Origin of the sequence: Haemophilus sputorum CCUG 13788, from assembly GCF_000238795.1 — a bacterium.
GTDB lineage: Bacteria > Pseudomonadota > Gammaproteobacteria > Enterobacterales > Pasteurellaceae > Haemophilus_A > Haemophilus_A sputorum.
The window spans coordinates 1-12,273 of record NZ_AFNK01000003.1 but is presented as its reverse complement, the minus strand read 5'-3'; the positions used below and the strand labels follow the sequence as shown (position 1 = coordinate 12,273).

General features: G+C 38.9%; 11 protein-coding genes and 3 tRNA genes. 4 read left to right on the top strand and 10 right to left on the bottom strand.

Translation table 11 applies throughout. The annotated features are described in order from the left end of the window. Positions 1-5: 5 nt before the first annotated feature. Entirely contained in the window at positions 6-596 is a 591-nt protein-coding gene (locus tag HSP_RS0100595; protein ID WP_010128151.1) for a DUF805 domain-containing protein, read from the bottom strand. A gap of 303 nt (positions 597-899) precedes the next feature. Here HSP_RS0100595 and prfC point away from each other — a divergent pair, with 303 nt between their 5' ends. From prfC to HSP_RS0100580, 3 genes are all read left to right on the top strand, one after another. Further along, positions 900-2,489 carry a peptide chain release factor 3 gene (gene prfC / locus HSP_RS0100590; RefSeq protein ID WP_010128149.1) on the top strand — a complete coding sequence of 530 codons (1,590 nt, stop codon included), beginning with the start codon at positions 900-902 and terminating at the stop codon, positions 2,487-2,489. A 74-nt stretch (positions 2,490-2,563) separates the two neighbouring features. After that, positions 2,564-2,983 (top strand): phosphate-starvation-inducible protein PsiE, encoded by a 420-nt coding sequence (gene psiE / locus HSP_RS0100585; RefSeq protein WP_081466967.1) that lies wholly within the window; start codon positions 2,564-2,566, stop codon positions 2,981-2,983. 1 nt (position 2,984) lies between these two features. Next, positions 2,985-4,613: a DNA recombination protein RmuC gene (locus HSP_RS0100580; RefSeq protein WP_007522950.1), complete on the top strand. Its 1,629-nt coding sequence runs from the start codon at positions 2,985-2,987 to the stop codon at positions 4,611-4,613. Here the strand turns inward: HSP_RS0100580 and HSP_RS0100575 are convergent. The 5 genes from HSP_RS0100575 to HSP_RS0100555 form a co-directional block, all read right to left on the bottom strand. Then, on the bottom strand, positions 4,610-5,269 hold the full coding sequence (locus HSP_RS0100575; RefSeq protein ID WP_007522917.1) for an MOSC domain-containing protein: 660 nt from the start codon (positions 5,267-5,269) through the stop codon (positions 4,610-4,612). The genes HSP_RS0100580 and HSP_RS0100575 overlap by 4 nt on opposite strands. A gap of 65 nt (positions 5,270-5,334) precedes the next feature. Beyond that, the gene (locus HSP_RS0100570) at positions 5,335-6,033 is read right to left on the bottom strand and encodes a LutC/YkgG family protein (RefSeq protein ID WP_007522936.1); all 699 of its coding nucleotides are present in this window, start codon (positions 6,031-6,033) and stop codon (positions 5,335-5,337) included. Positions 6,034-6,056: 23 nt separating this feature from the next. Next, entirely contained in the window at positions 6,057-7,466 is a 1,410-nt protein-coding gene (locus HSP_RS0100565; RefSeq protein WP_007522943.1) for a LutB/LldF family L-lactate oxidation iron-sulfur protein, read from the bottom strand. Continuing rightward, a complete protein-coding gene (locus tag HSP_RS0100560) occupies positions 7,466-8,203 on the bottom strand; it encodes a (Fe-S)-binding protein (protein ID WP_007522949.1) in 738 nt (245 codons plus the stop codon). Before HSP_RS0100560 ends, HSP_RS0100565 begins: the two co-directional genes overlap by 1 nt. Before the next feature lie 156 nt (positions 8,204-8,359). Next, the gene (locus HSP_RS0100555; protein ID WP_007522941.1) at positions 8,360-9,955 is read right to left on the bottom strand and encodes a lactate permease LctP family transporter; all 1,596 of its coding nucleotides are present in this window, start codon (positions 9,953-9,955) and stop codon (positions 8,360-8,362) included. A gap of 231 nt (positions 9,956-10,186) precedes the next feature. On the opposite strand from HSP_RS0100555, the gene HSP_RS0100550 reads away from it, so the two are divergent. After that, complete coding sequence (locus tag HSP_RS0100550; protein ID WP_196794385.1) at positions 10,187-11,047, top strand: phosphoribosylaminoimidazolesuccinocarboxamide synthase; 861 nt, start codon at positions 10,187-10,189, stop codon at positions 11,045-11,047. A gap of 110 nt (positions 11,048-11,157) precedes the next feature. Here the strand turns inward: HSP_RS0100550 and HSP_RS0100545 are convergent. From HSP_RS0100545 to HSP_RS0100530, 4 genes are all read right to left on the bottom strand, one after another. Next, positions 11,158-11,233, bottom strand: a tRNA-Gly gene (locus HSP_RS0100545). A gap of 17 nt (positions 11,234-11,250) precedes the next feature. Beyond that, positions 11,251-11,337: transfer RNA gene (locus HSP_RS0100540), tRNA-Leu, on the bottom strand. 129 nt (positions 11,338-11,466) lie between these two features. Continuing rightward, positions 11,467-12,084 carry an HI_0552 family protein gene (locus HSP_RS0100535; RefSeq protein WP_010128144.1) on the bottom strand — a complete coding sequence of 206 codons (618 nt, stop codon included), beginning with the start codon at positions 12,082-12,084 and terminating at the stop codon, positions 11,467-11,469. Positions 12,085-12,148: 64 nt separating this feature from the next. Then, a tRNA-Val gene (locus tag HSP_RS0100530) sits at positions 12,149-12,224 on the bottom strand. Positions 12,225-12,273: the final 49 nt, after the last annotated feature.

Genomic DNA, 12,273 nt, shown 5'->3' with positions numbered 1-12,273 from the left:
AAAAATTAGAATTCCTGATGCCCAATTTTAGACTGTTCTGTTCCATCTTGCACATTGCTAACATTGTTTAAAACAGGTTCAACTTTTTCAGTGATTGGCGCTTTTGGATCTTCACCATATGCATTGGTAAAACGTTGTCCATCTTTGAAAATTAAGAATAAAAGCACACCATAAACAAAAATTAACAACAATCCGAGTGGAATCAAGATATTACCTGAAAGTAAAAACTCAATAATTTCGTCTTCATTCATTTGATGAACGATGACTGCTGAAATCAGTGAGGCCAAGATAAATGCAATAACAACCACAACAATCACAGTATATGCAACATACCACCAGCCTGATTTCCCTAAATCATGCAAACGGCGTATAGCAATCGTAATACTCGCAGGAAAAATAAGTAAGCTAAATAATGAGTTGATTATCTCAAGTGCAGAAGCTAATTTGGGAAAACCTAATCCATCAGCGAATCCGCCAATAAGCATCAACGAAAACGAGATTAACATGCAGATTAAAGTAAACCAGCCAAATTCAGCGCGTCTAGCTCTACCTTTGATATTAAAGCTATTTTTTAGGGCATAAAGAAAATAATTCATGACAATTCCTTTTATACGTTGAAAAACTTCAGGATTATAACAAAAGTTAGGCGCATTCTCTTAAAGAATGCGCCTTATTTTTGCAAAATCTTGAGAAAATCCAACCGCTTGTTAACTATTCTCGTTGTTTTTCTCCACGCTATGTTCAGCATAAGAATTAACCAATGCTCTCTCTTTTGCTTTAGGATCTTCACCATATTGGTTTTCGCCAATTTGCAAAAATTTCGTTAAATTTGACCGCTTGTCTTGTGTTATAATGTCGCCTTTATTTTTTATGACTTTTTTATTTACACAAGATTATTTATGTCAACTAACCAATACCCTCAAGAAGTGAATAAGCGCCGTACCTTTGCGATTATTTCCCACCCCGATGCCGGTAAAACGACCATTACTGAAAAAGTATTACTTTATGGAAATGCCATTCAAACGGCAGGTTCAGTAAAAGGCAAAGGCTCAGCAGCTCATGCAAAATCAGACTGGATGGAAATGGAAAAACAACGTGGAATTTCGATTACCACCTCTGTAATGCAATTTCCTTACAACGATTGCTTGGTGAACTTGCTTGATACCCCAGGGCACGAAGACTTCTCGGAAGATACTTACCGTACATTAACTGCAGTAGATAGCTGCTTAATGGTGATTGACTCTGCCAAAGGGGTTGAGGAACGTACAATTAAATTGATGGAAGTTACACGCTTACGTGATACACCAATTTTAACGTTCATGAACAAGCTCGACCGTGATATTCGCGATCCAATGGAATTATTAGACGAAGTAGAAAGTGTACTCAAAATTCGTTGTGCGCCAATTACTTGGCCTATCGGTTGCGGTAAATTATTCAAAGGTGTCTATCATTTAGCAAAAGATGAAACCTACCTTTACCAATCTGGGCAAGGTTCAACCATTCAAGAAGTCCGTATTGTAAAAGGCTTAAATAGTCCTGAATTAGATGCTGCCGTAGGCGATGATTTAGCCCAACAACTGCGCGATGAATTAGAACTCGTACAAGGTGCAAGTAACGAATTTGACCATGAGGCGTTCATTAAAGGCGAATTAACTCCAGTATTTTTTGGAACTGCATTAGGTAACTTTGGGGTAGATCATTTCTTAGATGGTTTAACCGAATGGGCACCAAAACCGCAAGCACGTGAAGCGGATGTTCGTACGGTTGAAAGCAGCGAAGAAAGATTCTCTGGTTTCGTATTTAAAATTCAAGCAAATATGGATCCAAAACACCGCGACCGCGTTGCCTTTATGCGCGTAGTGTCAGGCAAATATGAAAAAGGCATGAAGCTGAAACACGTTCGTATTGGTAAAGATGTGGTGATCTCGGATGCACTAACCTTTATGGCGGGCGATCGTGCGCATGCGGAAGAAGCCTATGCAGGCGATATTATCGGCCTGCACAATCACGGCACTATTCAAATTGGCGATACTTTCACGCAAGGTGAAATCTTGAAATTTACGGGCATTCCAAACTTTGCGCCAGAATTATTCCGCCGAATTCGCTTAAAAGATCCCCTTAAGCAGAAACAACTGCTTAAAGGCTTGGTTCAGCTTTCAGAAGAAGGGGCTGTGCAAGTATTCCGCCCGCTCATGAATAACGATTTAATCGTAGGCGCAGTAGGGGTGTTACAGTTTGATGTGGTCGTTTCTCGCCTTAAAACGGAATATAACGTTGAGGCTATTTATGAAAACGTTAATGTTGCTACCGCACGCTGGGTTGAATGTGATGATGTGAAAAAATTCGAAGAATTTAAACGCAAAAATGAACAAAACCTAGCCTTAGATGGTGGCGATAACTTAACTTATATCGCACCAACTATGGTGAATCTCAACTTAGCCCAGGAACGCTACCCTGATGTAACATTCTTTAAAACTAGAGAACATTAAAAAATGCCCCTCTTTTCAAAGAGGGGCATTCATTGAAGGCTTATTTATTTTTCTAAAAATCTCAAAATCAAATTATGACTATACAAAATATTTCAACTCATCTTTCTAACATTATTCCTAGAGTGCTTAAAATGATTTTAATTATGTTCTTATTAGGGTTAGCTGCGGTGTTAATTGTCGCTTTGGCAAAAATCAGTTACGAACTATTTATGATGGCACTAGGTCCTGCGCCAATTGTGCCCAATCAATTAGCCGAACAAATTTTAGTTTTCTTCCTCTACTTCGGTTTCTTAGGGCTTATTGCACAATATTTCCGCAGTGGTTACCATTTTCCACTTCGATATTTTATTTACACCGGCATTACTGCCATGGTTCGTTTAATCATTGTCGATCATGAAAGTGCAACCAGTACCTTGTTATTTGCTTGCTCAATATTGGTAATGGTTATTGCTCTATGCATTATTCTCTATTCTGATAAAGTAAAAAATATCTAATATGATGACGCTAACTTTCGATCCGCTTTGGCTCTATCTGGCTGTTGCTCTCCTAATTAGCTTAGGTGGGCTTGCGATTTATTGGTTTATTCAGCAAAACCGCTATCAGCAAGGAATGGAGAATTTACAACAGGACTTAACTGAACGCCAACAAGCGCTAGCTCAAGCACAACAAAGCGTAGCCTTGCTGACCCAAGAAAAGCATCAAGCGGAACAATCAGCCGTGCAATTTCGTACGCAAGCTGAATCCTATGCGGAACGAATTAGCGAAAAATTAACAGAATTAGACCGCTTGCAACAACGTCTTGTGCTTGCCGAAGATAACGAAAACGAGCTTGAGCGCTATATCAACGCGCTGAAAGAACGCGTTGGCGCATCACAAGCAAAAGCTGAAGGCCTAGAAGAGCAACTGCAACATAGCTTGCAACAACTCTCGCAAAAAGCACAAGAACAGGCACAACTTACGGCACAATATCAACAGGTTCAAAATGAGCTGACTGAGCTTCGCACTACACTTCATGAAAAACAAGCTAATTTTGAAGCGCAACAACGCAATTTTGTGGAAGTCAAACAGCAACTGAATGTTGAATTCCAACATCTCGCACAACAGATTTTGGAAGAAAAAAGTCAACGTTTTGATCAAACAAACCAAGCTAGCTTAGATGCTTTACTGAAACCATTTAGAGAACAAATTGAAGGCTTTCAAAAACGCGTCAATGAAGTGCATAGTGAATCCCTAAAAGGCACAGCAACCTTAGCTGCAGAAATTAAAGCAGTACTGAAAATTGGCGCCTCAATGTCAGAAGAAGCGCAAAATCTTGCGACAGCTTTAAAAGGAAATAACAAAATTGCAGGGAACTGGGGCGAAGTACAGCTAGAATCTGCGCTGCAATCCGCTGGTTTATTGGCTGGAGAACATTACGTTTCACAAGAAAGTTTTCGCGATCAAGAAGGACGACGTTTAGCCCCCGATTTTGTTTTGCACTTACCCGATAATAAACAGTTAATTTTAGATAGCAAAGTTTCGTTGCTTGCTTATGATGAGGCAGTACGAGCCGAAGATAATCTCAGCATGAACCAAGCATTAGAAGCACACTGCAAATCATTAAGAGCGCATATTGAGGGGCTTTCTAAGAAAAATTATGCCAACTTACCTGGCGTTACAAGCCCTGATTTTGTACTCATGTTTGTGCCTATTGAACCTGCTTATATTGAAGCGATGAAACATGATCCACAGCTATTTAATTTTGGCTATGAACGTAATGTGATTTTAGTTTCTTATACGACACTGATGCCGATTTTACGCACTGTCGCCAATCTTTGGCGAATTGAACGTGGTAATCATGAAGCACGAGAAATCAGTGAAAAAGCAGGAGAGATTTATAATCAAGTTTGTGTGGTGGCAGAACGATTAAGTAAACTTGGAAATACGCTCAACACTGTCAGCAATCAATATAATCAAACCGTCACGTCCTTAGTCGGTCGCCAAGGTTTAATTGGTAAAGTTGAGCGATTCCAACAACTTTCCACTAAGGCTAGCCAAGCAACTCCGCAAGTTGAGTTGCTCAGCAATGACCACGAAACAATGCGATTAGAGTCCGTGGTAGAAAAACCGAAATCTTCGGCTTAAATTCTCGAAAGCTGGTTTCGGAGAGAGCGCTTAAAGGCTTCTGCTAAAACTTCACAAGCTAAAGCGCGCTCTAAATCAGATTTGATCTTAATTGAAGGTTTCTGTGCTAACAGTTGATTTAAGTGCAGAATATTCAAATCAGGATAAGGCCGTTGCAAGCGGTCAATTTTATCTCCTTTTTTACAAATTCCCCCTTGAATAACTCGCACATACCAACCGCTTAAACCCGTTTCCCGAACAAGGCTTTGGGTTGCTTCGCATTCACTATTTTTTGATAAGCGCTCGCACGGTTTACGCGGTTGAGAAACTTCTACAATAACTTCGCCAATTTGATAGCGATCCCCAACACAAACATTTGTTTCATTTAATTCTGAAACGATAAAATTCTCACCATAAATCGCAGTGCCTTGCCAGTCAAAATCCTTACCAATAAGCGTAGTGAGTTTTTCAAAGGTTTGATCTGCCATAAAAAACAATGCTTTATCTGGCCCACCATGATGTGCCTTTAAGCCGACATCATTCCCTTCAGCACCTAATTCATGAATACGCACCTGTTCAACCGGCTTTTTACGAATCGCCGATTCTAGCGTGGTGCCATCTGCAAAAGTAACGGATTCAACCAATCCAATTTTAATGGTAAGAATTTCTGCTGCCATGTTTGTCCTTTTAAAATTGAAAAAATAAAAATGCCCAATAAATATTGGGCATTAAATCGGAGAAATTATAGGTCGTCAATCACAACGTAAATTTTAGACACTGGACCATGAACCCCAACAACCTTGATTAACTCGATATCTGCAGTTGCACTAGGGCCTGAGATAATGTTAATACAAGATGGCATTCTTTCGCCTGCTTGTGCTTTCTCATGTAACACTTGCGCAAGTTGTGCCACGCGTGGCAATACTTTGCTCTTACGCACAACCACCACAGATGTTGTTGGTAATAAGCTGGTTGAACGGCCATTGTCTTTAGTTGCATATAACACAATACCGCCAGACTCAGCTAAACCATATTCTGCATGAACAATACCTATGTTTGCTTCCGCTGATTTTGCAATGTTTTCACGATCTAGGTTGAAATCCCAAACGAAACTATCATATTTCGCTTTTACTGCATCAGTAATACCTAATTGGTTTAAACGATCATCGTTGTTTAATACGATGTTACCGCCACCATATTTTTCGCAAACATCTAACACTGCTTGCGCCACATCAGCTTCTTTTGTTTCTACCACATCAACTAACAATACTTTCGCAAAGCTCATAAACTCGTTACAAAGTTCATTTTGCGATAAGTGTGTTAAACGCGTCGTTGGATGGTGGTTAACTTGCTCTTCCATTTGGTCTGGCACTAATTTACGCGCACGCCCCATTTTTGCGGCAAGTTTATTTAAGAAATTTTCTCTGTTTTGTTGATCCATTGTTTTATCCTTTTTGCTTGCCATTATTTACGGTTTTTGAACCATTCACGGAAACTTTCGCCTTCTATTGAAGGTAAATCACGTGCTTTTGTCCATTCGCCTAATGCACCGAAATGAATAGGTGCTTTACCGTTTTTAATGAACTTACCTGCTAATTTCGCACCGATCTTCACACTTGCATTCCAAACTGAAGGGCGAGCATTTGCGAAGGTAAAGCCTTTAATTGCAAGTTGCTCTGATTTAGGTGTAATGCCTGCTTCCACCATTTTCTCACGGTGTTTTAAGATAAGCTGCGCAAGTGGAATTTTCACTGGGCATACGCTGTTACACGCATTACATAATGAACAGGCATACGGTAACTCTTTGAACTCATCATAACCACCTAATAATGGCGAGATAACTGCACCAATTGGGCCCGGATAAATTGAACCATAACCATGACCACCAATTTGGCGATACGCTGGGCAAATATTTAAGCATGCACCACAACGGATACAACGTAAAACTTCTTCAAACTCGCTTTCTAAAATTTTTGAACGACCATTATCTACGATAACTAAATGGAAATCTTCAGGACCATCCACTTCGCCTTCTAAGCGCGGGCCGGTTAACCAAGTGTTATAAGCTGTTAATTTCGCGCCTACTGCACTACGGCAAAGCATTGTAATTAAAGCATCCACTTCTTTAAACGTTGGGGCTAAACGCTCCATTCCCATGACTGCAATATGCGTTTTTGGCACAGTAGTTGCTAAACGTAAGTTACCTTCGTTAGTCACTAAACAAACTGATCCAGTTTCTGGCACGGCAAAGTTACAACCTGAGATACCAATATCTGCTTCTAAGAAATCTTTACGTAAGGTTTTACGCACAAAAGCATTCATTTCTTCTGGCTGTTCTGTTCCTTCATAGCCTAATACTTCATGTAATTCTTTACGGATACGATGACGATCTTTATGAATTGCCGGCACAACGATGTGAGATGGTTTATCGCCTACGATTTGTAGTAAATATTCCCCTAAGTCGGTTTCAACGACTTTAATGCCTTCTGCTTCTAAAACATGGTTCATACCGATTTCTTCGGTTACCATTGATTTAGATTTCACGATGGTTTTCGCCTTTTTCTCAAGTGCGACTTTACGAATGTAAGCGGTCGCTTCTTCTGCAGTTTCTGCAAAATAAACATGACCACCGTTTTGCGTGACTTTTTCGCTTAATTGATAAAGGTAAGCATCTAAGTTTGCTAATACGTGGTTACGGAACTGTTTAGAAAGATCACGCCATTCTTCCCAGTTACCTAACTCATCAACCATTTTTTGACGGTTTGCGCCGATGGTTTCTTGTGCTTTTACCACCGCTTTACGCATAATTTCGTTATTAACTTGTTGTTCTACACGCTGTTTAAACGGTAAATTACTGGTTTGTAAATGCGACATTAGGCTTCTCCTTCTTCTTGCATTAATACTTCAGCAATATGCATAACTTTCACATTTTTGCCTTCACGGCTTAAACGGCCTGCAATATTTAACAAGCAGCTTACGTCTGCACCTACAAGATAATCTGGATCAACTTCAGAAATGTTAACTACTTTTTCTGTTACCATTTCACCTGAAATTTCAGCCATTTTGACAGAGAATGTTCCACCGAAACCACAGCAAGTATTTTGGTTGTGAATTGGCATTAACTCTAAGCCTTTTACATTTTTTAATAGCGCTAAAGGCTCATCAACAACCCCTAATTTACGGGTTAAGCTGCAAGATGGGTGATAAACCGCTTTACCTTTTAAGCGCGCACCCACATCTGTTTTACCTAATTTGTTAACAATAAAATCCGTTAAATCACAGAAACGCGCTGCCACTTTTTCAGCACGTTTTGCCCATTCAGGCTCACCGAAACGGGTAAAGTATTCCGGATAGTTTTTAATTGCATAAACACAAGAACCTGCTGGCGCCACGATTGGGTAATCATTCACTTCAAAGGTTTCAACTAAAGATTTCATCCCTGCAACAGCTTCTTTTGCATAGCCACTGTTAATTGCAGGTTGTCCACAACAACCTTGTTTTTCAAGGAAGATTACATTACAACCGAGTTTTTCAAGCAGTAAAACACTGTTTTTTGCCACATTGCTTTTTGCAATATCAGCGATACAGGTTACATAAAAATTTACGTTCATTGGAATATCCCACGTCTAAATAAAAATAAGAAATAATCGTATTTAAAAAGCCATAAATGACAAAAGGAAGCTTATCGCTTCCTTTTTAAATGACTTTGCAAGCGGTCATTTTTTGCAAAACTTTGACCAAATCAGACCGCTTGAGAATTTACCAAATTATACATTAAAGAATAATGGAATCACAGTTAAAGCAACCACTGCAGCAATCACACCATAGATAAACATTGGCACGACAGTTTTCTTAATGATTGCACCTTCTTGGTTTTCAATACCTAATACTGAGTTTACTGCCACGATATTGTTGATACATACCATGTTACCCATTGCACCACCTGCTGATTGTAACGCAAGTACTAATGATGCAGAGATACCCGTAATTTCAGCGGTTGATAATTGAACACTACCGAAAGTTAAGTTAGATACTGTATTTGAACCTGAGAAGAACGCACCTACTGCACCTAAGTATGAAGCAAACACAGTCCAGTATTCACCTGTTGCATGTGCAAAGCTACGACCGATGATTTTAACCATTGATTCATCACCACCCACTAACATTAAGTTCACCATGATTAACGCACCAATCAATGCGACGAATGGGTTACGAACTTGTTTGAAACTAGTTGAGAAGATACCTTTCACATTGCTTGCAGACATTGAGAATACAGGAATTGCAATTAATACAGTGATTACAAACGGAATTAACGCTGGTACATAAAGCAATTTATAGCTTGCATTCATGCCTGTTCCGAAGATGTTTTTCAAGCTGAAGATTAAACCATTACTAATTTCAAAGTGACCTAATGAACCTAATTGTGCACCGAACCACTCTGTTGCATCGTTCATCATTGCTTTGAATGGTAATTGTTTAACACGAGTTAAGATTAAGAAAACAATTAATAAACCTGTTGGTAACAATGCTTTTGCAACTTCTTTACCTGTTACGGCGGTGTTATCTAAAGTATTTTCTACTTTCGCTAAACCAATGCCTTTATTTGCTAAGAAGATTGATAAGAACATACCAATTGCACCACCTACTAATGATGGGAATTCGTAGTTTACTTGAGCAAGTAAGAAATAAGGTGCTACGCAAGCTAATACGCTTAAATAGATGAAAACAATATTTTGACGAATTTCTTTCCACGTTACGATAAAACTTAACGCAATCACAGGAATGATAAATGCCGCAATCGAGTGAATAGTTGCTGTCATAGAACCAATCTCTAAGATTTTATCTTCTGGAAGGTTTAATGGGCCAAAACCGAACCAGGTTGGCGTACCTACCGCACCGAATGAAACTGGTACTGAGTTCATAATTAACGCAAGAATCGCTACACGAATTGGGTTAAAACCTAAACCAACTAAGATTGGCGCTGCAATCGCTGCCGGTGTACCGAAACCACTCGCACCTTCAATCATGAACGCAAACGCCCAACCGATGATCATCAATTGTGCAACTGGGTTCGGGTTAATGTTACCTAACCATTTACGTAAAGTGTTGGTTACACCAGAAACTTCTGAGAAACGGTTGAAGAGAATCGCGCCGAAAATAACAGTTACTGGTGTTAACACATCAATAACAGCTGAAGCAATTTTCGCACTGATAATTGTCACATCAGTTGCGAAGAAAATAAGATGAATAATAAGCACTACTGCTGCAATCCAAGGAAGCGCAACATAAGATGGAAGTGCATTACGTTTTACCATTAAATAGATTAGTAAAACAATTGGAAAAATACTAAGAAACAGCGCCATAGACGACCTCAAAATAAATGAAAAAAAATTCCAAAATTGAGCCTCGCATTCTAGGGAGTTTTCTAAAAAAAGATAGAAAAATGTTAACGATTTGTGATCCCTGTCACACTATTTACTTCTAAAGTAGTAATAAATTTTTTTTGAACAAGCCCAATAAAGTTACGCAATCGTTTGCGCAAGAGGGTAAACAAGCGGTATAATTTGGAAAATCTTTTACCAAATAGGAATTTGATTATGCAAATCAGCTTAAAAAAAATTTATTCTGGCAAGGTACGTGACCTATATGAAATTGATGACAAAAGAATGCTCATGGTGGCAAGTGATCGTCTGTCTGCTTTTGATGTCATTTTAGATGACCCCATTCCACATAAAGGTGAAATCCTGACTCAAATTTCTAATTTCTGGTTTAACAAACTTTCTCATATCATGCCAAATCATTTTACTGGCGATTCCGTTTTTGATGTTTTACCTGAAGAAGAAGCAAAAGCGATTAAACATCGCGCTGTAGTTTGCAAACGCTTAACACCTGTGAAAATTGAATCCATTGTACGAGGTTATTTAACGGGTTCTGGTTTAAAAGATTATCAAAAAACTGGCACCATCTGCGGTCTCGAATTACCAAAAGGATTGGTGGAAGCAAGCAAATTACCTGAGCCCATTTTTACCCCGTCAAGCAAAGCTGAAGTGGGTGATCACGATATCAACATCTCTTATGCTGAATGTGAACAACAAATTGGTGCTGCGCTTGCTGCGAAAGTTAAAGAATCTGCATTAGCACTTTATACTGAAGCAGCTAAATATGCTCTAACTAAAGGCATCATTATTTGTGATACAAAATTTGAGTTCGGTTTAGATGAAAATGGGACATTAACCTTAATGGATGAAGTATTAACGCCAGATTCTAGTCGTTTTTGGTCTGTGAATACTTATCAAGAAGGTACCACACCACCTTCATTCGATAAACAGTTTATTCGTGATTGGCTAGAACAAAGCGGTTGGAATAAACAAGCACCAGCGCCTAAAATTCCAGACGAAGTCATCAAGAAAACGGTAGAAAAATACCAAGAAGCATTGAATTTACTCACTAAATAATAGCAGCAGGCTAATCATGAATGGTTAGCCTATTTTTTTATCATTCTTTGAAAGATTGGTTAGGAAATTTTAGATATAAAAAAAGCACCTCATGGTGCTATCTTTTAAAATGGAGCGGGAAACGAGGCTCGAACTCGCGACCCCGACCTTGGCAAGGTCGTGCTCTACCAACTGAGCTATTCCCGCATATTTGGTAATTTAAATGGTGCCCGAGGCCAGACTTGAACTGGCACGCCCCGAAAGGCGAGGGATTTTAAATCCCTTGCGTCTACCGATTCCGCCACTCGGGCAACACATTATTGATTTTGCTTAATCAACGAGAGCGCATTATAAGGATTTTTCAGAACTCGTCAAACAAAAATTGCTTTTTTAAAGTTAATTGACTATTTTTGATTCACTTTGTTGGAATTCGATTCATTTTAACGATGACAAGCCTCATAAAGCGGTAATAATTGGCGAATAGTCTGATAAATAAACTCTGGTGCATCAATATCAGCTAATGAAGATTTCTCTATATTTTTGCCAATACAGTAAAAATCTTCTTCATTATTTAGCAAAAATTCATTTTGTCCGAATGACTTCACACTTTGAAAATCTGCATATTCACTCTCTTGACCATGCCAAATATCAAAATCCTGATATTGTTTACGATCTAAAGCCGATAACCATTGGTTATATTGAGGCAATTTAATTTGAGAACGATCTGCACGATAGCAATGCCAATCAAGTGAAACTTGTAAGCGACGACGATTTAATAAAACAGACAGAATTGCTGCAGAATCTCGATTAAACTCATACTTATAATAAGCAAAGAAATGTGCCCGCACTTGCCATCCATTGCACCATTTTTCAATATGCGGTGGGGCAAATGGATTTCCTAACATACGAGAAACGTCTAAATGAAGCTTTTTCCAAATTTCCCAATTATGCTTGTAATCGGCTTTAATACGAGGAATTTCTTCAGGGCAATATTTTTTTAATTGTGCAAATTGGAAAAATGGAATATCAAATAATTCACAGCTTTTAGCAGTTAACATCAATTTTCTCCTTAAATAAGAAATAATGATAAGCTAAATTTAAATAGGAGAAAATAGAAATAAGTGGTGGGCGATACCGGTCTCGAACCAGTGACCCCCTCCTTGTAAGGGAGGTGCTCTCCCAACTGAGCTAATCGCCCTTCTGATATAGCAAGTGGCTATAATTTGAAGTTTATGAATAAGTCTTAA

Excerpts from the sequence above, each read along its gene's own strand:
- HSP_RS0100565 (WP_007522943.1), bottom strand. The coding sequence starts at position 7,466 with ATGTCGCATTTACAAACCAGTAATTTACCGTTTAAACAGCGTGTAGAA.
- HSP_RS0100595 (WP_010128151.1), bottom strand. The coding sequence starts at position 596 with ATGAATTATTTTCTTTATGCCCTAAAAAATAGCTTTAATATCAAAGGT.
- HSP_RS0100570 (WP_007522936.1), bottom strand. The coding sequence starts at position 6,033 with ATGGATCAACAAAACAGAGAAAATTTCTTAAATAAACTTGCCGCAAAA.
- prfC (WP_010128149.1), top strand. The coding sequence starts at position 900 with ATGTCAACTAACCAATACCCTCAAGAAGTGAATAAGCGCCGTACCTTT.
- HSP_RS0100555 (WP_007522941.1), bottom strand. The coding sequence starts at position 9,955 with ATGGCGCTGTTTCTTAGTATTTTTCCAATTGTTTTACTAATCTATTTA.
- psiE (WP_081466967.1), top strand. The coding sequence starts at position 2,564 with ATGACTATACAAAATATTTCAACTCATCTTTCTAACATTATTCCTAGA.
- HSP_RS0100575 (WP_007522917.1), bottom strand. The coding sequence starts at position 5,269 with ATGGCAGCAGAAATTCTTACCATTAAAATTGGATTGGTTGAATCCGTT.
- HSP_RS0100535 (WP_010128144.1), bottom strand. The coding sequence starts at position 12,084 with ATGTTAACTGCTAAAAGCTGTGAATTATTTGATATTCCATTTTTCCAA.
- HSP_RS0100560 (WP_007522949.1), bottom strand. The coding sequence starts at position 8,203 with ATGAACGTAAATTTTTATGTAACCTGTATCGCTGATATTGCAAAAAGC.
- HSP_RS0100580 (WP_007522950.1), top strand. The coding sequence starts at position 2,985 with ATGATGACGCTAACTTTCGATCCGCTTTGGCTCTATCTGGCTGTTGCT.